This window comes from Bradyrhizobium sp. BTAi1, from assembly GCF_000015165.1.
Lineage (GTDB): Bacteria > Pseudomonadota > Alphaproteobacteria > Rhizobiales > Xanthobacteraceae > Bradyrhizobium > Bradyrhizobium denitrificans.
Window position 1 is genome coordinate 642,957 of record NC_009485.1, and the last position, 21,380, is coordinate 664,336.

At 64.9% G+C, this 21,380-nt stretch carries 17 protein-coding genes; 12 read left to right on the forward strand and 5 right to left on the reverse strand.

The window, feature by feature from the left end:
- Nucleotides 1-22 precede the first annotated feature (22 nt).
- From BBTA_RS02970 to BBTA_RS02995, 7 genes are all read left to right on the forward strand, one after another.
- Nucleotides 23-796 carry an EAL domain-containing protein gene (locus BBTA_RS02970; RefSeq protein WP_012040958.1) on the forward strand — a complete coding sequence of 258 codons (774 nt, stop codon included), beginning with the start codon at nt 23-25 and terminating at the stop codon, nt 794-796.
- Nucleotides 797-1,414: 618 nt separating this feature from the next.
- A complete protein-coding gene (locus BBTA_RS41610; RefSeq protein ID WP_256374691.1) occupies nt 1,415-1,546 on the forward strand; it encodes a hypothetical protein in 132 nt (43 codons plus the stop codon).
- Between the two features lie 48 nt (nt 1,547-1,594).
- Nucleotides 1,595-2,410 (forward strand): 2OG-Fe(II) oxygenase, encoded by an 816-nt coding sequence (locus BBTA_RS02975; protein WP_012040960.1) that lies wholly within the window; start codon nt 1,595-1,597, stop codon nt 2,408-2,410.
- A gap of 3 nt (nt 2,411-2,413) precedes the next feature.
- Complete coding sequence (locus BBTA_RS02980) at nt 2,414-3,274, forward strand: hypothetical protein (protein WP_012040961.1); 861 nt, start codon at nt 2,414-2,416, stop codon at nt 3,272-3,274.
- Nucleotides 3,275-3,452: 178 nt separating this feature from the next.
- On the forward strand, nt 3,453-4,646 hold the full coding sequence (locus BBTA_RS02985; RefSeq protein ID WP_012040962.1) for an MFS transporter: 1,194 nt from the start codon (nt 3,453-3,455) through the stop codon (nt 4,644-4,646).
- A gap of 123 nt (nt 4,647-4,769) precedes the next feature.
- The gene (locus BBTA_RS02990; protein WP_012040963.1) at nt 4,770-5,972 is read left to right on the forward strand and encodes an MFS transporter; all 1,203 of its coding nucleotides are present in this window, start codon (nt 4,770-4,772) and stop codon (nt 5,970-5,972) included.
- 643 nt (nt 5,973-6,615) lie between these two features.
- Nucleotides 6,616-8,313 (forward strand): methyl-accepting chemotaxis protein, encoded by a 1,698-nt coding sequence (locus BBTA_RS02995; protein WP_012040964.1) that lies wholly within the window; start codon nt 6,616-6,618, stop codon nt 8,311-8,313.
- Between the two features lie 23 nt (nt 8,314-8,336).
- Here the strand turns inward: BBTA_RS02995 and BBTA_RS03000 are convergent, their stop codons facing one another.
- Together BBTA_RS03000 and BBTA_RS03005 are read right to left on the reverse strand one after the other, a co-directional pair.
- Nucleotides 8,337-8,801 carry an NUDIX domain-containing protein gene (locus BBTA_RS03000; RefSeq protein WP_012040965.1) on the reverse strand — a complete coding sequence of 155 codons (465 nt, stop codon included), beginning with the start codon at nt 8,799-8,801 and terminating at the stop codon, nt 8,337-8,339.
- Between the two features lie 4 nt (nt 8,802-8,805).
- Complete coding sequence (locus BBTA_RS03005) at nt 8,806-10,047, reverse strand: DUF763 domain-containing protein (protein ID WP_012040966.1); 1,242 nt, start codon at nt 10,045-10,047, stop codon at nt 8,806-8,808.
- A 179-nt stretch (nt 10,048-10,226) separates the two neighbouring features.
- Here BBTA_RS03005 and BBTA_RS03010 point away from each other — a divergent pair, with 179 nt between their 5' ends.
- Complete coding sequence (locus BBTA_RS03010) at nt 10,227-11,102, forward strand: S-methyl-5'-thioadenosine phosphorylase (protein WP_012040967.1); 876 nt, start codon at nt 10,227-10,229, stop codon at nt 11,100-11,102.
- Between the two features lie 14 nt (nt 11,103-11,116).
- A complete protein-coding gene (gene mtnA / locus BBTA_RS03015; protein WP_012040968.1) occupies nt 11,117-12,220 on the forward strand; it encodes an S-methyl-5-thioribose-1-phosphate isomerase in 1,104 nt (367 codons plus the stop codon).
- Here mtnA and BBTA_RS03020 read toward each other — a convergent pair.
- A complete protein-coding gene (locus BBTA_RS03020; protein WP_041751201.1) occupies nt 12,217-12,855 on the reverse strand; it encodes an HAD-IA family hydrolase in 639 nt (212 codons plus the stop codon). The two genes, mtnA and BBTA_RS03020, sit on opposite strands and share 4 nt — an antisense overlap.
- Nucleotides 12,856-12,942: 87 nt before the next feature.
- Here BBTA_RS03020 and BBTA_RS03025 point away from each other — a divergent pair, with 87 nt between their 5' ends.
- Entirely contained in the window at nt 12,943-13,710 is a 768-nt protein-coding gene (locus tag BBTA_RS03025) for a trypsin-like serine protease (protein ID WP_012040970.1), read from the forward strand.
- 101 nt (nt 13,711-13,811) lie between these two features.
- On the forward strand, nt 13,812-15,314 hold the full coding sequence (locus BBTA_RS03030) for an NAD(P)/FAD-dependent oxidoreductase (RefSeq protein WP_012040971.1): 1,503 nt from the start codon (nt 13,812-13,814) through the stop codon (nt 15,312-15,314).
- Between the two features lie 126 nt (nt 15,315-15,440).
- Here BBTA_RS03030 and BBTA_RS03035 read toward each other — a convergent pair whose 3' ends face one another.
- Together BBTA_RS03035 and BBTA_RS03040 are read right to left on the reverse strand one after the other, a co-directional pair.
- Complete coding sequence (locus BBTA_RS03035) at nt 15,441-16,358, reverse strand: response regulator transcription factor (RefSeq protein ID WP_012040972.1); 918 nt, start codon at nt 16,356-16,358, stop codon at nt 15,441-15,443.
- Nucleotides 16,348-19,722, reverse strand: coding sequence for an ATP-binding protein (locus BBTA_RS03040; protein ID WP_012040973.1), 3,375 nt, complete (start codon nt 19,720-19,722; stop codon nt 16,348-16,350). Before BBTA_RS03040 ends, BBTA_RS03035 begins: the two co-directional genes overlap by 11 nt.
- Nucleotides 19,723-19,909: 187 nt before the next feature.
- Here BBTA_RS03040 and urtA point away from each other — a divergent pair, with 187 nt between their 5' ends.
- A complete protein-coding gene (gene urtA, locus BBTA_RS03045; RefSeq protein WP_041751202.1) occupies nt 19,910-21,172 on the forward strand; it encodes an urea ABC transporter substrate-binding protein in 1,263 nt (420 codons plus the stop codon).
- Nucleotides 21,173-21,380 lie beyond the last annotated feature (208 nt).

A 21,380-nucleotide genomic window follows, 5' to 3' on the forward strand; every position in this document is an offset into this window, starting at 1 on the left:
GGATCGAACTGGAGAGGATCGCATGGCGGGAGCATGCACGGGTTGCGCTGACGGAACCGAGTTGCCGTTCGATTTCAAGATGGCGTTCCAGCCGATCGTCGATGTCGGCGCGCACAGGGTCTGGGGCTACGAGGCTCTGGTCCGCGGACCGGCGGGCGAGGGCGCTCACAGCGTGATCTCCCAATTGACGGACGCCCAGCTCTATCGGTTCGACCAGTCGGCGCGGGTGCTGGCGATCGAGACGGCGGGACGGCTGTTCACGGACCCCGCGGCGCGGTTGTCGATCAACTTCATGCCCAACGCGGTCTACGAGCCCCGGGCCTGCATTCAGAAGTCGCTGGCGGCGGCCCGGCGCGCCAACTTCCCGGCTGAGAACCTGATGTTCGAGTTCACCGAGAACGAGCGCATGGCGAGCCCTGATCATGTCGAGCGTATCGTCAAGAGCTACAAGGAGCTCGGCTTCTGGACAGCGCTCGACGATTTCGGCGCCGGCTATGCCGGCCTCAATCTGCTGGCGCGATTGCAGCCCAATCTGATCAAGATCGACATGGAGCTGTTGCGCGACATTCACCGATCCTCGGCCAAGCAGGTGATCGTATCGGGCGTGGCGGCGATGGCCCGCCAGCTCGACATCGAGGTGCTCGCCGAGGGCGTGGAGAACGAAGCGGAGTTCACGGTGCTGCGCTCGGCGGGCATCAACCTGTTCCAGGGCTATTACTTTGCCAGGCCAGCGCTGATGGCGCTGCCCGAGGTGGCGTGGCTCGCCGAGCCTGCGCGTGACGTGGCGCTAGGCTGACGCGCGGAGCCTCACACATCCCTGGCGCTGCCGCCGCCGTTCACTTCATATTCGCCCCCGGTCACCATCGCCGCCGCGTCGGAACACCGCGGACGGTGAGATATCGTCGGGCTGCAGCCAGCCGACCTTGAGCGCGACGGCGGGGCCGCGCGCGTCCCAGACCTGTTGCGGTGTCGGATGCGCCGGCGCCTCGCGGCCGGTCTCGCGAATGGCCTCGCTCAGCCGGACATCGTAGCGCGTCCGATCCGATGCGCTCAGTCATGGCGCCTTGGTGCGTCTTGCCGCGGCGCAAGAGGTATCCATCCACCCTGCCGACGGCTCGCCGCCAGATCCGCGTCGTTCGCAGTTGCGCCACATGCATTAGGAGTCCTCGGTGCGCCGCAGGCTTGTCGTCGAGCCGATTCACAGGGGAGTCGCTCGCTCAGCCGGTCAACAGCTTGTCGCTCCAGGACAGTTGAGCTACTCTGATCGTGTTTGTTTTGCTGATTTCTTGCCGATTGTCGTTCGTCTTTTCTGGGGGGGCAGCCGCCGTTCGACCCGCCGCTTGTTAGTCGCGGCTCGCGTAGATCTTCTCTGCATCGTTCTCTCTTCGTGATTCTGTGCGCTGATACGTCTTGCATGGGGATCATCGATCAACACGATCGAACCGTGCCTGATCTTCTGTCGAATCTCTTGCTGAAATTGCAGTCCGGTGGGCGTGTCGAGCCAGTCGCGTTTCCAGCGCTCATCCTGCCGATCCATCTGAAGTGACCGGTCCTTCTGTTTCGTCTCCTCAAGGCCTGACTTAGGAGAGTTTCCGTGAAGAATCCTTTTGAGCGTCTCGACAAGGAGGAGCTCAGGCATCGTTTTCTCGCTGCGAAGCCCGTTCATTGGATCAAGATTGACGGCTTCCTGCCAGAAGCAGACGCCAGGGCCGTGGCCGAGGGCTACCCCGAATTCGATGCTGCGTTACAGATCGGCCGGGCGTTCCGGTCGGTCAATGAGCGCAAGAAGATCCAGATCACCGACAGTTCAAAATTTGCGCCTGCTGTCGCCGAGCTTCATCAGGTGCTGGCGTCTCCCCAGTTTCTGTCCGATCTGGCTTACATCACGGACATGCCAGATCTGCTCGCCGATGATCAACTGGTCGGTGGCGGCATTCACATCACCGGCCCCGGCGGGCGCCTCGACGTCCATGTCGACTTCAACTACCTCGAAGATCGTAAGCTCCATCGACGCCTGAATCTCCTGATCTACTTGAATGATCCATGGCGCGAGGAGTGGGGCGGCCAGTTTCAGCTCTACGATGCCGAGGTTCGAAGCTGCGAGGCCACATTCGCGCCGATCTTCAATCGCTGCGTCATTTTCGAAACCAACGAGGTCAGCTTCCACGGCGTGATTCCGGTCTCGCCGGCCGCTCCCAATCCGCGGCGGTCGTTCGCGACTTACTACTACACGCGCGAGGCGCCGGCTCATTGGTCCGGCGTCGCCCACAGCACCATATTCAAAGCCCGCCCCGAAGAGCGAATGAAGGGAATGATCTTGATGCCGGCCGATCGCGCCAAGCAAACCGTGTTGGAGCAGGTGAGGATCGCCAAGCGCGGACTCCGGCGTATCTTTGCGCGGCAGATCTGACTGATGACAGACAAGAGTATCGGAACGCGCGTCCTGCGCCGGCTGTGGACGATGGCGCTCGGCGAGAGATCCTGGGTGTCGCGTACAGGAGACTTCAGAACCCGGGAGCGGTACGGCCTCGTTGGTCGGCCCAATTATGCCTATGGCATGCTGAGAGCGGCGGACACCGCGCGTTATTTCGGCCATGACCAGGTCACGATCGTCGAATTCGGCGTGGCGAGCGGCGCGGGTCTCATCAACATGTCCGACCTCGCGGGCCTCATATCCCAGGAGACTGGCGTCAGCTTCAAGATCTACGGCTTCGACACCGGAGCGGGGTTGCCCGAGCTCCGCGGTCCCAAGGACCATCCGGAAATTTGGAATGCCGGCGATTTCACCATGGAGGACCGTGCGACGCTTGAACGGCGCCTTGCCGGGCGCGCGACGATCATCTGGGGCGACATCGAGCAGACCATCGGGCCCTTTGTCCGTGAGCTGAATCCGCAGGTGCCGGTCGGCTTCGTTTCGGTCGACGTCGACATCTATTCCGCCACGATGTCTGCGCTGAAGCTGTTCGACGGCGACGTGTTGAATTATCTCCCGGCCGTGAGCATGTATTTCGACGATGTCGGATTCTTCTTCGCCAATCATTGGGCGGGCGAGCTCGCCGCCATCAACGAATTCAACGAGGCTCACGCGCTGCGGAAGATCGATCGAGATCGCAGCCTGCCCAGCGACAGGCGTCCTGGAGGGCCACGATCCTGGTATGGGCACATGTACGCGTGTCACCTGCTCGATCATCCGCGGCGCCAGACCTCCATGCCGCGCTCTCAGTTGACGATCAATGCGCATGCAAGGTTCATGACCGAGAATGCGCTGTTCTGATCGACGCGCCGGCCCAGAGCGACGGGGCGGTCAAACCCGCCTGTCGCGCGCATGACTGGCTCGCGCGCAGCGCTCAAAATCGAGAGGTTCTAATCAGCGGCGGCCCTCAGGCCGTCCGGGATGTCATCGTCGAGATCTAGGTTGCTGGCCCGAAGGCGTGAGCTGAAGAGGCCGACCGTTGATCTCAGACCGAAACATCCTGACCGCGCTCGCGGTTCTGGCCATCACGCAAGTGATCGGCTGGGGCACCCTCAGTTTGCCGGCCGTGCTCGGTCGCGACATGGCCGTGGATCTCGGGCTGAGCCTGAGCGCGGTGTTTGCGGGCAATTCGGTGCTGTACGTGGCGATCGGCCTGTGCTCGCCCTTGCTGGCCCGGTCGTTCGCGCGTCACGGCGGCCGACGGGTCATGATGGTCGGTACGCTCGTCGCCGCGGCGGGGTTCACGATGCTGTCCGCTGCGCGAGGGCCGATCTCGTATTACATCGCCTGGCTTGGGCTCGGCGTGGCCGGCAGCGCGACGCTGTCGACCGCTGCCTATGTCGTCCTCAACGAGGTCGCCGGCCCTGGTGCGCGGCGCGCCATCGGAGCCCTGATGCTCGTGACCGGCTTGTCGAGCAGCATCTTCTGGCCGGTCAGCGCGGTGATCGCCGCCCAGCTTGGCTGGCGCGGCACGTGTCTTGTCTATGCCGCCCTGCTGCTGCTGGTTTCGCTGCCGCTTCTTGCGGCGCTGCTGCCAAAGCGTCGCAACGAGCAACCGACGCTTGCATCGGATGCCGGTTCTGCGATGGCCCGGCCGGAGCCCAGCCAAGGCACATTCTATCTTTTGACCGCTGCCATCGCCCTCAATGCGTTCGTCACGATGGGACTGAGCGCGGTCTTGATCGAGCTGTTGAAGGTGGAGGGACTGACGGCGCTGGAGGCGATCGGCTTCGGTTCGATGCTGGGGGTGATCCAGATCAGCGCCCGTGCCCTCGATCTGCTGGGAGGAGGGCGCTGGGACGCGATTACAACCGCGCTTGCCGCAGGCCTTGCTCTGCCGCTGGCGATGCTGCTGCTGATGGTGTGGGGCGGCTCTGCCGGCGCTGTGGCGGTGTTCATTGTCGTGTATGGGCTCGGCAGCGGTGCGCTGGCGGTGGCACGTGCGACCATGCCGCTTGTATTCTACGATGGAGCGGCGTTTGCCAAAGCGTCGGCGCAGATTGCGCTCCCGCTCAACCTGCTCTCCGCCACGGCAGCGCCGGTCATGGCCGCCCTGCTGACCAGCTTCGGCAGCAACACTTTGTTAAGCCTGACCCTGATCTGCTCGTCGGCGGCCCTGCTCATGCTGCTGCTGCTCCGGCTGCTGCGCCCGGCCGTTGCGGCGTCGGCATGAGGCGAGCACCCCCATCCGCGTTGGGTGGCAATTCCGAAACAGCGGGTCTGGCCTCGGTCCGAATGCTCTAAAAGCATGGTCGCGCCGGGTGCCGGCGCGCTCCCCGCTCTGCCAACATCCCCCATGCCGCCCGTCATCGCCGACCCCGCTCTGCTGCGCGTTCTGATCGTTCTGGCCATTACGCAGCTGATCGCCTGGGGCACGCTGAGCCTGCCGGCGGTCATCGGCCGGGCGATGGCGGCGGATCTCGGCATGGACCTGACCGCGATTTTCGCCAGCACGACGGTGCTGTACATGTCCATGGGGCTGTGCTCGCCGCTCTTGGCGCGGCCGTTCATCAAGCATGGCGGCCGCCGGGTGATGATTGCGGGCACGCTGCTCGCGGCCCCCGGCTATGCGCTGCTGGCCGCTGCACAGGGTCCCTTGTCCTATTATGCGGCTTGGCTGCTGCTCGGCATTGCCGGCAGCGCGACGCTCTCGACCGCCTCCTATATCGTGCTCAACGAGGTCGCGGGCCTGCGGGCGCGCAGCGCGATCGGCGCCCTGATGCTGGTCACGGGGCTGTCGAGCAGCATTTTCTGGCCGATTACCTCGGCGCTGTCAGCCCATGTCGGCTGGCGCACCACCTGCCTGCTCTATAGCGGTCTGCTGCTCGCGGTATCGCTGCCGCTGTTCGTGTTCCTGCTGCCGCGACGGGTCCACGACCATCTGTCGCCGGCGACCGGTGCCACGGAGTCCGGACCCGTGGCCGTCCCGGCGCGAAGCACCTTCTATCTGCTGGTCGGCGCCTCCGGTCTCAACGCCTTCGTCGCCTTCGGCATGGGCGCCGTCCTGATCGAGCTGCTGAAGGCGGAGGGCTTGTCGGCGGCGGAAGCGATCGGCTTCGGCTCGCTGCTCGGCGTGATCCAGATCAGCGCCCGCGTGATCGATTTTCTCGGCGGCGGCCGCTGGGACGGCATCACCACCGCGATCGTTGCCGGCCTGGCGTTGCCGGCCGCGATGCTGCTGTTGATGCTGAGCCATGGCTCACATGCCGCGATTGCCATGTTCATGCTGATCTACGGTCTCGGCAGTGGCGCGCTTGCGGTTGCGCGCGCCACCATGCCGCTGGTGTTCTACGACAAGGCGGCGTTCGCCAAAGCCTCCGCCCAGATCGGTCTGCCGATGAACCTGCTGTCAGCGGTCGCCGCCCCGATTCTGGTCGAGCTCCTGACCCGCTACGGCAGCAACGCGCCGCTGGCGTTGAGCCTGGTGTGCTCCTGCGCGGCCGTCGCGATGCTGCTGCTCCTGCGGCAGCGTCGGCCGTCCCGCGCGACCGCATCTTGAATCATGATGCGCTTCGCGATCTCATCGGCAGCCGGTTCCCGTCCGGATCATGCTTCGGACGAGGCGCTTGGCTGATTCGCCCGTCCGGCCGGGGGGGGGCGCTGCCGGCGGCGCCTCACACGACGTGACAGCGCCGTGTTCGTTGTGCGCCCAGGCACGAAGTTCATTCGGAGCTGCAAGCACCTCGGCTCGGCCATGGGTGCGCGCCCAGATTTCTTATTTCGTTTTATCGGAAATCATGATCCGGCTGAACCTGTGGTTCCAGCCCCGTGCCCTTCCTTTCGCACGGGGGGCGCAGGAACCAGCCGAGACCTGGTCTTCCCTGCACCCTCACGGTTCGAGGGCTTCGCTGCATAAACTCGGCCGCTTGGCGCGCCGCGAGGACGCGATGGCGCGGACTGGCGAATGGAACTCTTTCGGCGTTCGGTAAGAGAACCAACGGGCGCGACGCCGGCGAATTAACCTAGGTTGGTTTCTGCTACCATCAATGGAACTTTTTGTTTGCTCGCCAAAGCGAGAGTGCCCATGCGGAGGATCGTCATCCCAAAGACTAATTAGTTTGGTCCGGCGCGCTTCCGCGCATAGCAAACAATTAATGTGCGCTTGGTATCGTGCATACAGCATATCCAACGAGAACCAGAAAATGCGACACCTGACTGTCTATCAGCGTCTGGCGGCGATCATCGCCGTGATGTCGATCGCACTGTTTGCCGTCTCGGCCATGCAAATCCTGATGCTGCGTCGAACCGTGATCGAGGAACGGCAGACCATGGTCCGCAGCCTCGTGGAATCCGCCGTCAAGGTGCTGAGCTATTATGATGCTGCGGCGACCGCTGGAAAGATCCCGGCGGATCAGGCGCGTCAACAGGCCTTCGCGGCGATCGGTGCCATGCGCTGGGGGCCGTATTCGGATTATCTCGGTGTGTATGGCACCGGACCCGCCGATGCCGGCGTCACCTATGTCCACGCCAAACCGGAATACATCAACGTCAACCGCTGGGGCTACAAGGATTCCACCGGCAAGCTCCTGATCCAGGACATCGTGAGCGCGGCGCGCGCCGGCGGCGGCTTCGTCGAATACAAGGTGCCGCGAGCCGGGGGAAATACCGAGCTGCCGAAGATGTCGTATGTCGGGGCCTATGGCAGCGGCGACAAGATGCTGGCGTTGCAGGCCGGTGTCTATGTCGATGATGTCGATGCCGCCGTGCTCGAGCGCGCGCTCTGGGCCGGTGGAGGCGCTCTGGCGGGGTTGCTGGTGGCCGCGATCGTCGCCTTCGGGCTCGGACGCAGCGTCGTCGCTCCGCTCGACCAGACCTGTGCCGTGATGGACGAACTGAGCAAGGGCAATCTGGCTGTCGAAGTGCCGTTCACCGACCGCAGAAACGAGATCGGGCGCATGGCGCGCAGCCTGCAGATCTTCAAGGATCATCTTGCCGACAGCGAGCGGATCCGTGCCGAGCAGGAGCAGTCCAAGCAGCGAACGGCCGAGGAGCGCCGCACGGTGCTGGCGCGCATCGCCGACGAGTTCGAACGCTCGATCGGCGGCGTGATCCAAACCACCGCGAGCGCGGCCGACGAGTTGCAGACGTCGGCGAAATCGATGTCGGGCATCGTCTCCGGCACGACCGACCAGAGCGCGAAGGTGGCTGCGGCCGCCGAGCAGACGGCCAATAATGTGCAGACGGTGTCGGCCTCCGCCGAGCAGCTGTCGTCATCGATCCAGGAGATTGCCAAGCAGGTCACGCAATCATCGTCGATCGCACAGAACGCGGTGGAGCAGGCAGCCAAGACCGAAGCGATGGTCAACAGACTGGTTCATGCCTCGCAGAAGATCGGCGAGGTGATGGCGCTGATCCAGACCATCGCCGGCCAGACCAACCTGCTGGCGTTGAATGCCACCATCGAATCGGCACGCGCCGGCGAAGCCGGCAAGGGCTTCGCCGTGGTCGCCAACGAGGTCAAGGCGCTGTCGGCGCAGACCGCCAAGGCGACCGAGGAGATCACCAGCCAGATCGAGGCGATCCGCGATGCGACGACCTCTACCGTCACCGCGATCCGCGACATCGGCAGCACGATCGGTCAGATGAACGAGATCACCGAGACTATCGCGGCTGCGGTCGAGGAGCAGGGCGTCGCGACCAAGGAGATCGCGCGTAGCGTCCAGCAGGCAGCCCAGGGCACCCAGGGCGTCATGCAGCACATCGTCGGCGTCCGCGAGGCCTCTGGTCAGGTCGGCGCGGCGGCGGCGCAGGTGCTGAGCGCGGCGGCCCAGCTCGGCAGCCAATCGGATCAGCTCAAGACCGAGACCGGCCGATTCCTCGGCAACGTTCGCGCGGCGTGAGCCCGGCGGCGAAGGGAGACACCTCACCCGTCGCCGACGATCTCCGCGAGACGATCGAGCAGCACGGCCTGCGCCGAATTGATGCGTTCTCTCGCCTCGGCGAGGCCGAACCAGGCGGCGCGGTCCACCTCGGGAAAGCGTCCGATGCGGCCGCTGCGTGGTGGCCATTCCAGCTCGAATTCGTTGCTGACGATGGCATCGGCATCGAGATCGGCCTCGGCAGCGAACGCCTCGACCACCTTGCGGCCGCGCTGCTTGATCTCGCCGAGCCCGATCAGTGGCGTGGTCACCGCGGTGCCGAGCTCCTCGGCAAATTCGCGCCGCGCCGCCACCTCGGCGTCTTCTCCGGCGCCGAACTCGCCCTTCGGAATCGACCAGGCGCCGCGATCCTTGTTGCGCCAGAACGGCCCGCCTGGATGCACCAGCAGCACCTCGAGCTGGCCGCCGGTTCGGCGAAAGGCGAGCACGCCCGCGCTGCGCGCCGACATGCCGTCAAGCCTCGCCGGTGCGCTGAATGAGATCGCGCTCCCAGCCGAACACCGAGCGTCCGTCGAGATCAGGCGACGCAGCCCGCTCGGTGGCGATGAAGGCGTCGAGCGATGGGCCGGACGCCGTGCGCTCGAGCCGTCGGGCCTGGTCGTCGAGCCGCTTCAGCGCCGACATCGCCTCGTCGCGGCCGAGCTTGGCCTGGCCCACCGCCGATTTGAGCACGCGGATGGTCTCGTCATAGACCTTGATGGGAACGGGATAAGGATGCCGATCCTTGCCGCCATGCGCCAGCGAGAACCGCGCCGGATCCGTGAACCGATACGGCGCGCCATGCACGACCTCGGCGACCATGGCGAGCGAACGCACGGTGCGCGCACCGACGCCGGGCGTCAGCAGCAGCTCGGGGAAGTCCACCGGCCCGCGCTCGGCCGCCGCCGCCAGCGTGCCGTGCAGCCGGCGCGCAAACACGTCCTTCGGCCTGACATCGTGATGGGCGGGCATGATGAGGTGCGGCAGCAGGCCCTGCGCCGGCTCCGGCGTGCTGAGCCGCGCGAACTCGGTGACGAGGCGGTCCGGTCCGAACTCGGTCAGCAGCTCGAGCTGGGCCTTGCGCGAAACCGCGGCGCGTCGGTCGGTGAGATTGACGATCTCGCCCTGGGCGGGGCCGTCGATCGCGCTGTGCGGGGCGTCGACGAAATCCGCCAGCTGTTGCGAATGCCAGTGGTAGCGGCGGGCCTGGCGGGCGTCGCCATTCATGCCCTGCTGCACGACGGTCCATCTGCCGTCGGCGGTGACGAAGAAGCCGTGCAGATAGAGATCGAAGCCGTCCTGCACCGCGGCGCTGTCGACCTTGGCGACGAGCTTGCTGGTGCGCACCAGATCCTCGCCATCGAGGCCGAGCCGGTCGCTGAGCAGGCGAAGCTCGTCCGGCGTCTTGCGCGAATGCTCGCCGCGGCCGCCGCAGACATAGATGCCGAGCTCTCCGGACAGCGGCTTCAGCCCACGCTTCAGCGCACCGATCACGCTCGTGGTGATGCCAGAGGAATGCCAGTCCATGCCCATCACGGCGCCGAACGACTGGAACCAGAACGGATGCGACAGCCGGCTGAGGAATTCGTCGCGGCCATAATGATGCACGATCGCCTGGGTGATGATGGCGCCGAGCGTGGCCATGCGCGTGCCGAGCCAGGCCGGGACGCGCCCGGAATGGAGTGGAAGATCGGCGCTGCCGGTGCGTCGGGCCATCGGGACCTTGCAAAGCGGGACTGTCCCGTCAATGTAGCAGACGGCGGGCCCGAGCGCGATCCATCCGGCAGCGGCGGCCGACAGCATGGGGACCGACCGGTCATCATGGCTTCGGATGGGTGCTGTTCCCAATTCCTCCCGGAGCTGGCATTCTTGCTCTGCTTGGCGATGAGGGTCATATGACAAAGGCTGTGCTTGGGATTATCGGCGGCTCGGGCATCTATGATCTGCCCGGATTGGAAGCGGCCCGCGAGGAGGTGATCGCAAGCCCGTGGGGCGAGCCGTCGGCGCCGTTGCGCCGCGGGACCATCGCGGGACTGCCGATCGTCTTCCTTCCGCGGCACGACAAAGGGCACCGGCTGTCACCGTCCGACATCAACTATCGCGCCAATATCGATGTGCTGAAGCGTGCCGGGGTCACCGACTTGGTGTCGCTGTCGGCCTGCGGTTCCTTCAAGGAGGAGCTGCCGCCCGGCACCTTCGTGCTGGTCGACCAGTTCGTCGATCGCACCTACAAGCGTGAGAGCTCGTTCTTCGGCAAAGGATGCGTGGCGCATGTCTCGATGGCGCATCCGGTCTCGCCGCGGCTGCGCATTCATCTGGCGGCTGCGGCCGAGGCCGAGGGCATCGCGATCGCGCGCGGTGGCACCTATGTCTGCATGGAGGGGCCGCAATTCTCGACCTATGCCGAAAGCATGACCTACAAATCCGCAGGCTATTCCGTCATCGGCATGACCAACATGCCGGAAGCCAAGCTCGCACGGGAGGCTGAGATCTGCTACGCGACTGTGGCGATGGTGACGGATTTCGATTGCTGGCATCCGGACCATGATGCGGTGACGGTGCAGGACATCATCCGCGTGCTCACCACCAATGCCGACAAGGCCAAGGGACTGGTGGCCCGGCTCGCCCGCGAATTTCCGCGCGAGCACGAGCCGTGCCCGATCGGCTCCGATCGAGCCCTCGACACCGCCCTGATCACCGCGCCCGAAGCGCGCGATCCCGAACTGCTGAAAAAACTCGATGCGGTCGCCGGCCGCGTTCTGCGCAACTGAGCTGAGGGCGGGCGATGAAGGTCGACGGCAAGCATTATCGCAGCATCTGGCTCGATGCCGACGGCTGGTCTGTCTGCGCGATCGATCAGCGCCGGTTGCCGCATGAATTCGTGCTGGCGAAGATCACGACCTGCGAGGAGGCGGCGGACGCGATCCGCAGCATGCTGGTGCGTGGTGCGCCACTGATCGGCGCCACCGCCGCGTTCGGCATGGCGCTGGCGATGCGCGACGACCGCTCCGATCCGGGCATCGACCGCGCCTATGAGATGCTGATCGCGACGCGTCCGACCGCGATCAATCTCAAATGGGCGCTCGACACGATGCGCACGATGCTGCGCCGGCTGGCGCCGTCGGAGCGGCGTGACGCCGCCTATGCGCGCGCGGTCGACATCGCCGGCGAGGATGTGACGATCAACCAGGGCATCGCCAAGCACGGCCTCGCGCTGATCGAGGCGGCCGCGGCGCGCAAGACGCCGGGCGAGGTCGTGAACGTGCTCACCCATTGCAACGCCGGCTGGCTCGCGACCGTCGACTGGGGCACGGCGACGGCGCCGATCTATCTCGCGCATGATCGCGGCATTCCGATCCATGTCTGGGTCGACGAGACCCGGCCGCGCAACCAGGGCGCCTCGCTCACTGCCTGGGAGCTCGGTCATCACGGGGTGGCTCATACCGTCATCCCCGACAATACAGGCGGCCATCTGATGCAGCACGGCATGGTCGATCTCGCCATCGTCGGCACCGACCGCGTCGCGGCCAATGGCGATGTCTGCAACAAGATCGGTACCTATCTGAAGGCGCTCGCGGCCTACGACAATGGCGTGCCGTTCTATGTCGCGCTGCCATCGCCGACGATCGACTTCGCGGTCGGCGAGGGGCGGCAGATTCCGATCGAGCAGCGCAGCGCCCAGGAGGTCACCGAGATGACCGGCCGCACGGCGGACGGTCGCATCGAGACCGTGCGGATCGTTCCTCCGGGATCGCCAGTGGCGAATTACGGCTTCGACGTTACCCCGGCCCGGCTGGTGACGGGATTGATCACCGAGCGCGGCGTCCTGCAGGCCGACGGCGCGGCACTGGCGGCGGCATTTCCGGAGCGGAGCAGCGCGGCGAACTAAGTGAGCCTGAGCCCGGTCGCGGCCTCGAGCTCGGTGATCGCCTGCGATGCGCTGATCACCTTGATCGTGGTCATGCCCAAGGCCCGCGCTGGCTTGAGGTTGACGCCGAGATCGTCGAGATAGACGCAATCGGTCGGATTGACGCCGAGCGCCTCGATCATCATCTGATAGATTCGCGGATCGGGCTTGCGCAAACCGATCTTGGCCGATTCGATGACGTGGTCGAACAGCGCCATCACCTCGGCGACATAGAAGGAGCGCCCGCTTTGGCTGCCGATCGCGTTGGCCGGCAGATTGTTGGTGATACAGCCGGTTTTGCACTCCGACTTGATCCGGCGGAGCGCCTCGACCATCTCGGGGCGGAGATCGCCGGCAAGCAGCGGCAGCACCTCGCGGCCGCTGACCGCGGCGCCGCCGAGCGCCAGCGACTCCTCGGCGAACAGCCGGTCGAACGTGTCCAGATCGATCTCGGCGCGCTCGAACTTCGCCCAGGCGTTCTCGAGGTGATTGGCGGCGTTGGTGTTCCGGATGATGTCGGCAGGATAGCCGCGCTCTCTTTCGAACCGCGCAAACGCCTCGAATGGCGATGTCGTCATGACGCCACCGAAATCAAAGATCACCGCCTCGACCATGATACTCTCATCCTCGCTCGATCTGCCGATGATCGCTATCATGGGACGCCGCGCTTGGCGATATCGCCGCCAGCGGCTATGTGTGCCGCGATGAAGATCCTCGCCGTCACAGCTGTCACCGCCCTGCTGGTCTCTTCCCCGGCCGCCGCCATCGTCGGCAATGCGCCGGCTGTGACCGATGGCGTCGGGCGATCCGTCGTCACCATCGTCGGCTCGCGTGGTAATTTCTGCAGCGGCGCCTTGATCGCGCCGAAGCTGGTGCTGACCGCGGGCCATTGCGTGCAGCCGGGCGTCGATTATCGCATCGTGGAATATGATCGCGAGCGCAAGCCGGCCCTCAAGACGGTGCGGCGCGTGGCTGTGCATCCGGGCTTCAGCATGCAATCCATTCTCGCACATCGCGCCACGGCCGATGTCGCGTTGCTGGAGTTGGCGGCTCCTGCGCCGGAGCGCGTTGCGGCGGTGCTGGGCGTGCCGCAATCGCCGCTGGCGGCCGGCAATATCTTCACGGTCGCGGGCATCGGCGTCGCGATTCCGGGTGATGGCAAAAGCGGCGGCGTGGTGCGCGCCGCGCCGCTGGTCGCGACCGGCAGACCGGGCACGTTGCAGATCCGGCTCGTCGATCCGGCGACGCAGGGCGCGAAGCCCGGCCTTGGCGGCTGCACCGGCGATTCCGGCGGGCCTGCATTCGAGACGCAGGCGCAGGGGCCGGTCCTGATCGGCGTGGTCTCATGGTCGACCGGGCCAAATCTGGGCGACGGCTGCGGCGGCATGACCGGCGTCACGCCGCTCACGCTGTATCGCGAGTGGGTGCTGCAGACCGCGCGGCAATGGGGCATGCCGCTCGGCGGAAATTGACGGCATCGCCGCCATGAGGCGGCGCGCTGCGACGGGTTGACCGTTGTCGTGATCAGGTTCAGCCTGTTACGCGAGGAAACAACAACCGTCCAAGGACAACAATGAACGTCATCGCGCCCATCCGGGAGGCTGCGTCCTCTCAGGCGACTGAACATTTCGACGTGCTGATCGTCGGCGCCGGCATCTCGGGCATCGGCAGTGCCTATCAGCTTGCCAGGCAGATGCCGGAGACCCGCTTCGTCATCCTGGAGAGCCAGGACAGTTTTGGCGGCACCTGGCGCACGCATCGCTATCCCGGCATCCGCTCCGACAGCGATCTGCATACGTTCGGCTACAGCTTCAAGCCGTGGGTCGGACCGCCGATCGCGACGGCCGAAGAGATCCTCAAATATATGGGCGACGTGATCGACGAGAACGACCTCGGCCGTCACATCCGCTACGGTCATCGCATCCTGTCAGCCAGCTGGTCCAGCGCGACCAATCTCTGGACGGTTCACGCGGTGAAGGGCACGGATCAGGAGCCCGTCACCGTCACGGCGAATTTCCTCTGGATGTGCCAAGGCTACTATCGCCACTCGAAAGGCTACACGCCGGAGTGGCCCGACATGGCAAAGTTCAGGGGCCGCATCGTGCATCCGCAAAGCTGGCCGGAGGATCTCGATCTCGCGGACAAGCGCGTCGTCGTCATCGGCTCCGGCGCGACTGCGGCAACGATCCTGCCGTCGATCGCTGGCAAATGCGCGCATGTCACCATGCTGCAGCGTTCGCCGACCTACTTCCGCATCGGCCGCAACGCCATCGAGCTGGCCGAGGAGCTGCGCCGATTGCAGGTCAAGGAGGAGTGGATCCACGAGATCGTCAGGCGCAAGATCCTGTTCGAGCAGGATTGGTTCACCAAGCGCTGCCTCAGCGAGCCGGATCAGGTGAAGAAGGAGCTGATCGGGCAGATCAGCGCGATCCTCGGACCGGAATATACCGCCAAGCACTTCACGCCGACCTACCGCCCGTGGCGGCAGCGCATTGCGTTCGTGCCGGATGCCGACCTGTTCGAAGGCATCAAGAGCGGCAAGGCTTCCGTCGTGACCGACGAGATCGAGCGCTTCACCGAAGACGGAATCCAGCTGAAGTCCGGCGATGTGCTCAAGGCCGACATCATTGTCACGGCGACTGGCTTCGATCTCTGCGTGCTCGGCGACATCGCGTTCACGATCGACGGCAGGCCGCTCGACTTCGCCGACACCGTCACCTATCGCGGCATGATGTTTACGGGCGTGCCAAATCTGGCCTGGGTGTTCGGCTATTTCCGCGCCAGCTGGACATTGCGCACCGATCTGGTTGCGGACTTCGTCTGCCGACTGCTCGCCCATATGAAGGAGAAGGGTGTGCACAAGGTCACGCCGACTCTGCGCCCGGAAGACCACAACATGCCGCTGCTGCCCTGGATCGATCCGGAGAACTTCAATCCGGGCTACATGATGCGCAACATGCATCTTCTGCCCAAGCGCGGCGACAAGCCCGAATGGCAGCATAGCCAGGACTATTGGAGCGAAAAGGACCAGATTCCTGCCATCGATCTGGATGATCCGGCGTTCGTGTACGGGTGAGCCGCCGCAGTCGTGCCCCGTCGCGCGCTAAAATCCGGTGCCATCCCGGCGAAGCCTGGCGACGCTGCGCGTCGACAAGCTTGCACGGGATGACGTTGTGAGTTGTCAGCGACCGCTGAACGTACCTCAGCTCTCCCGCCGCGTCAGGCCGGTGGCGATTGCAGCTGCCGCGGTGCGGTTCTCGACGCCGAGCTTGGCGTAGATCTGCTCCAGATGCTTGTCGACGGTGCGGGGGCTCAGTCCGAGAATCTGCGCAATGTCGCGGTTGGTCTTGCCCTTTGACAGCCAGGACAGCACCTCCGACTCGCGTACAGTGAGACCGAACTCGCTGGAGAACTCCTTCGGCAGCTCGCCCGACGATTCCTTGGCGAGCCGCAGCAGGAATTCGTTGGGGCCGGCACCGCCCATGTAGTACAGGCGCAACTCCGGATGGTCGGGGACCGACGCCATCGGCTTGGTGCCGCCCTTGCCCTTCTGCGCCTGGTCCAACCATTGCCGCAACGCGTCCGGCAGCACGAGCTCCTCGGCCGTACCAAGGCTGTCGGAGAGCAGACGCTGCGCCTGCGGGGTCGCCCACATCAAGCGGCCCTCGCGGTTCACCGCGAGCAGAAAGCGGCCTGAAACGTCGAGCGCCGCACGCGCGCTCTGCGTCATCCTTGCGTTGGCGAGATGCACGCGGATCCGCGCCAGCATTTCCTCGACCGCGATCGGCTTGGTGACATAGTCGACGCCGCCAGCCTCGAGGCCCTGCACGATATGCTCGGTGTCGGCCAGCCCGGTCATGAAGATTACGGGCACGTTGGAAAGGCCGGCCTCGCGCTTGAGCTTGCGGCAGGTCTCGAAGCCGTCGATGCCGGGCATGACGGCGTCGAGCAGGATGATGTCCGGCGTGATCTGGTCGACGATGCGCATCGCCGCCGCGCCATCGAGCGCGACCATGACCGTCATGCCGGCGCCATCGAGCGCGTCGGTGAGCAGCCGCAGCGTCTCCGGCGAGTCGTCGACGACCAGCGCGACATCGCGCTTCTTGCTGTCAGTGCTCATAGGCGTGCAGGGTCTTCAGAGTTGCCATGTACTGATCGAGGTCGAAACGGTCGATCAGCGTGCGCATCTGGGCGACGAAGTCGGCATGCTCGGGGTGCGCGCTGCCGATCTCGTCAAGCTTGAGCTGAATGGCCCTGATATAGCCGATCTGGCCGAGGCCCATCAGCTCCTCGACATATCTCGGCGGCGGCCGTGATCCGGTTTCCGGCCGCCAGCGCGGCTGTGCCACGGGAATGTCGGTCTGATAGCTCCAATCGAGCTTCAGCAATTGTCGGATTGCCTCCAACAGCCGCGGAATGTCGATTGGCTTCATCAGATAGCTGTCATGGAACGGCTGCGCCAGCGGGCGTCCATGAGCCTCGAGCGCGCTCGCCGATGTCATGAGGATGCGCGCCTGATGATGGCCGCTGCTGCGCAAGGTCTCGGCGACGGTCCAGCCGTCCATGCCGGGCATCGAGATGTCCAGGATGAACAGGTCCGGCTGGCAGTGCTGCGCCAATGCCAGACAGGACGGCCCGTCGGGTGCGCTGAGCAGAATGAAGCCGAGCGGGGTCAACACCTCTCGCAGCAGGTCGCGGTGGACGGGATCGTCGTCGGTGATCAGGATGGTCTTGCGTGGGCCGAGATAACCCGCGACCGGCGCCTTCACAGGCGCGTGCCGCGTCGGATTGGTCACCTCGGAGAGCAGGATCTTCACCTTGAACGTGCTGCCGAGACCGACCTTGCTTTCCACCTTGATGTCGCCGCCCATCACGCCGGCGAGCAGCCGGCTGATGGTCAAGCCGAGGCCGGTGCCCGTTTGCGGCTGCGCCGCACCGAGCGCGCCGCGCTCGAACGGAGCGAAGATACGTTCCAGGTCATCGGGCTGAATGCCGGGGCCAGTATCGATCACCTCGAATTCGGCGACGGGGCTGCGGTAGTGGACGACGAACTGGACGCTGCCTTCCTGGGTGAACTTGATCGCATTCGACAACAGGTTGATCAGGATCTGCCGAAGCCGTTTCTCGTCCGCGTAGACCACAAGCGGCAGCACGGCCGGACGCTTGAACACGAAATCGATACCTTTCGCTGCCGCCTGCAGCCGGAACATGCCGACGAGCTGGTCGAGGAACTCGCTGAGACGCACCTCGTCGCGCGACAGATACAGCCGTCCGGCCTCGATCTTCGAGATATCGAGAATGCCGTCGATCAGTCCAGAGAGATGATCGGCGCTGCGCCGGACGACACGGACCTGGTCGCGCGGCTTCGGCGCGAGGCTCGTATCCTGCTCGAGCAGCTGCGCATAGCCGGAGATCGCGTTCAGCGGCGAGCGTAGTTCGTGGCTGAGTCCGACCACGTAGCGGCTCTTGGCGAGGTTCGCCGATTCCGCCACCTCCTTGGCGCGCTGCAGTTCGGCATCGGTGCGCTTGTGGGCTTCGATCTCCTGGATCAAGAGCTGGGTCTGGCGCCGCGTCTCGGCCTCGGCCGCACGGCGGCTCTGCTGCGCCAGCACGAACAGCCAGGTCACGACACCGATGATGATGGAGAGGGCGAAGAACACCTTCCAGAGAACGTCGGAGATGATGCCCTTGAAGCCGGGCAATGCGGCGGATGTTTCCAGATAGATCATGCCGAGCGTCAGCGCGACCAGCCCGGCGGAGGTCAGAAACACGCCGACATAATGCCCGAACTGCGAGTTGATCTTGGCCAGCACGGATTGCGGCAGCATGCCGCTGAGCGCCGCGGCGACCTGCGCCTGCGCGCGCGCATGCGGCTTGCAAAGATCGTGGCAGCGTGCGTCCAGCGAACAGCAGAGCGAGCAGATCGGGCCGGCATAGGCCGGGCAGGAGGTGGTGTCCTCTGGCTCGAAATGATGCTCACAGATGCAGCATTGGATCTGCTCGATGTTCTGCCAGCTCCGCTTCGGCTTGCGTGCCAGGTAGTATTTCCCGTCTGTCAGATAGGCGATCGCCGGGGCGGTGACGAGCGCAACGCCGAGCGCGACGAAGGTCGACAGCGCCTTTCCGGTCGGCCCGAACAGACCGTAGAAGGCGCTGATCGAGACGATGGTCGCCATGGTCATGGCGCCGACGCCGACCGGATTGATGTCGTACAGGTGAGCGCGCTTGAACTCCATTTGCGGCGGCCGCAGCCCGAGCGGCCGGTTGATCACGAGGTCGGCCACGAGAGCGCCGACCCACGAGATCGCGATGTTGGAGTACAGGGCCAGCGTCTGCTCGAGCGCCTTGTAGACGCCGATCTCCATCAACAGCAGCGCCACGACGACGTTGAACACCAACCACACCACGCGGCCGGGATGGCTGTGGGTCAGCCGTGAGAAGAAGTTCGACCAGGCAATCGAACCGGCGTAGGCGTTCGTGACGTTGATCTTGATCTGCGACAGGATCACGAAGGTGCCGGTCAAGGCGAGGGCGAGGTCCGGCTGCGCCAGCACGTAGCGGAACGCCTCGAGGTACATGTGCGCCGGCTCGGCGGCGCGCTCTGCCGACACGCCGTGGCTCAGGGCGAAGAAGGCGAGGAACGACCCCGCCAGCAGTTTGAGCGCGCCGAGCACGATCCAGCCCGGGCCAGCCGAGAGCAGCGCGATCCACCAAGACCGGCTGGACGTGCGGCGGTCGCGCGGCAGGAAGCGCAGGAAGTCGACCTGCTCGCCGATCTGGGCGACCAGCGAAAACACCACGGCCGCGGCCGTGCCGAACAGCGCCAGGTCGAGATGCCCGGCCGGATCGCCATGCTCGCCCGGGAACTGCTGCCATTCGGCGAAGGAGTGCGGGCTCGCATAGGCGATCGCCGCGAACGGCAGGATGTGCAGCACGACCCATAGCGGTTGGGTCCAAAGCTGGAACCGGCTGATCAGCGTGATGCCATAGGTGACGAGCGGAATGATGACGACCGCGCTGATCAGGTAGCCGACCGGCCGCGGGATACCGAAGCACATCTCCAGCGCAGACGCCAGGATGACCGCCTCGATCGCGAAGAAGATGAAGGTGAACGACGCATAGATCAGCGACGTCACGGTCGAGCCGATATAGCCGAAGCCGGCACCGCGCGTCAGCAGGTCGATGTCGATGCCGCATTTGGCGGCATGATAGGCGATCGGCAGGCCGCAGCAGAAGATGATGACGCTGGCGATGAGGATCGCCGCGGTGGCGTTGGTCACGCCATAGTTCAGCGTGATGGTGCCTCCGATCGCCTCCAGCGCCAGGAACGAGATCGCGCCCAGCGCGGTGTTGGCCACGCGGGCGGCGGACCAGCGCCGCGCGCTCTTGGCCGTGAAACGAAGTGCGTAGTCCTCCAACGTCTGGTTGGCGACCCACTGGTTGTACTGGCGCCTGACGCGGTCGATCCGCTGCCGCCCTGCCACTCTCGAACTCCTGACCGCGAAGCGGTTGTCCCGCACGCTCTGTCCCACCCCTCGCAAGATCTGCGTAGAGCCTACGTCGCGCTTTTGCGGTGCAGTATACGCAATCTTGCGTATCCGTGCAGTGCAGGAAGCGCGCCATCCTTCGTCCGACCCAAAGCGTGTCCTCGAACCAATGAATGGGGTGCTCATGTCAGACGAAACTGAAAAAGGCCTGAAGTCGCCGCTTCGGCGCCAATTGCTGATGGGAATGGCAGCTCTCCCGGCGCTGACGATGTTGCCGCGGCCGTCGTTTGGCGCCGGCCCCGCAACCTCTGCTGTCAACACGACCGGACTTGCAGTCACTGATAGTGAGGTGACGGTCGGCATTCTGCATTCGGTCACCGGTACCATGGCGATCTCGGAGACCGGCTCGGTGCAGGCCGAGAAGCTCGCGATCGAGCAGATCAACGCCGCCGGCGGCGTGCTCGGCCGCAAGATCAAGTATATCCAGGAAGACGGCGCGTCCGACTGGCCGACCTTCGCCGAGAAGGCCAAGAAGCTCCTGGTCAACGACAAGTGCGCCGCCGTCATGGGCTGCTGGACCTCGGCCTCGCGCAAGGCGGTGCTGCCGGTGTTCGAGCAGTACAACGGCATGCTGTATTATCCGACCTTCTATGAAGGCCTCGAGCAATCCAAGAACGTCATCTACACCGGCCAGGAAGCCACCCAGCAGATCATCGCCGGCCTCGACTGGGTCAACAAGACCAAGGGGGCAAAGACCTTCTATCTGCTCGGCTCCGACTACATCTGGCCGCGCACCTCGAACAAGATCGCGCGCAAGCACATCGAGGGACATCTGCAGGGCGCCAAGGTCGTCGGCGAGGAATATTTCCCGCTCGGCCACACCCAGTTCAATTCGGTGATCAACAAGATCAAGCTGACAAAGCCGGACGTGATCTACGCGATCATCGTCGGCGGTTCGAACGTCGCGTTCTACAAGCAGCTCAAGGCGGCCGGCATCGACATGTCGAAGCAGACCTTGCTCACCATCTCCGTGACCGAGGACGAGATCGACGGTATCGGCGGTGAGAACATCGCCGGCGCCTATGCCTGCATGAAGTACTTCCAGTCGCTCGACAACGCCAACAACAAGGCATTCGTCTCGGCGTTCAAGAAGATGTGGGGCGAGAAGACCGTCATCGGCGACGTCACCCAGGCGGCCTATCTCGGTCCGTGGCTGTGGAAGTTGACGGTGGAGAAGGCCGGCAGCTTCGATGTCGACAAGGTCGCCGCCGCCTCCCCGGGCATCGAGTTCAAGGGTGCGCCGGAAGGCTATGTGCGGATCCACGAGAACCACCATCTCTGGTCCAAGACCCGCGTCGGCCGTGCCAAGGCGGACGGTCAGTACGAGCTGATCTACGAGACCGCCGATCTGGTCGAGCCCGATCCGTTCCCGAAGGGCTATCAGTAAGTCTGGCGCCTCGCGCTTCATTGCGATGAGCCCATGAAGCGACGTTGTCGCCGCACAAGAAGTGCGCTCCCTCCCCCCCTTGTGGGGGGGGGGGAGGGCGGATCGCACCCGCAGCTCGTCGTGGGGACCCCCTCCCTAGCCCTCCCCCACAAGGGGGGAGGGAAAGATCCCGGTCGTGGAGTCAGACTTCGCGAGCCGATCCACTTTC

Excerpts from the sequence above, each read along its gene's own strand:
- BBTA_RS02990 (WP_012040963.1), top strand. The coding sequence starts at position 4,770 with ATGCCGCCCGTCATCGCCGACCCCGCTCTGCTGCGCGTTCTGATCGTT.
- BBTA_RS02995 (WP_012040964.1), top strand. The coding sequence starts at position 6,616 with ATGCGACACCTGACTGTCTATCAGCGTCTGGCGGCGATCATCGCCGTG.
- mtnA (WP_012040968.1), top strand. The coding sequence starts at position 11,117 with ATGAAGGTCGACGGCAAGCATTATCGCAGCATCTGGCTCGATGCCGAC.
- BBTA_RS02970 (WP_012040958.1), top strand. The coding sequence starts at position 23 with ATGGCGGGAGCATGCACGGGTTGCGCTGACGGAACCGAGTTGCCGTTC.
- BBTA_RS02980 (WP_012040961.1), top strand. The coding sequence starts at position 2,414 with ATGACAGACAAGAGTATCGGAACGCGCGTCCTGCGCCGGCTGTGGACG.
- BBTA_RS03030 (WP_012040971.1), top strand. The coding sequence starts at position 13,812 with ATGAACGTCATCGCGCCCATCCGGGAGGCTGCGTCCTCTCAGGCGACT.
- BBTA_RS41610 (WP_256374691.1), top strand. The coding sequence starts at position 1,415 with ATGGGGATCATCGATCAACACGATCGAACCGTGCCTGATCTTCTGTCG.
- urtA (WP_041751202.1), top strand. The coding sequence starts at position 19,910 with ATGTCAGACGAAACTGAAAAAGGCCTGAAGTCGCCGCTTCGGCGCCAA.
- BBTA_RS03010 (WP_012040967.1), top strand. The coding sequence starts at position 10,227 with ATGACAAAGGCTGTGCTTGGGATTATCGGCGGCTCGGGCATCTATGAT.
- BBTA_RS03035 (WP_012040972.1), bottom strand. The coding sequence starts at position 16,358 with ATGAGCACTGACAGCAAGAAGCGCGATGTCGCGCTGGTCGTCGACGAC.
- BBTA_RS03005 (WP_012040966.1), bottom strand. The coding sequence starts at position 10,047 with ATGGCCCGACGCACCGGCAGCGCCGATCTTCCACTCCATTCCGGGCGC.
- BBTA_RS03000 (WP_012040965.1), bottom strand. The coding sequence starts at position 8,801 with ATGTCGGCGCGCAGCGCGGGCGTGCTCGCCTTTCGCCGAACCGGCGGC.
- BBTA_RS03025 (WP_012040970.1), top strand. The coding sequence starts at position 12,943 with ATGAAGATCCTCGCCGTCACAGCTGTCACCGCCCTGCTGGTCTCTTCC.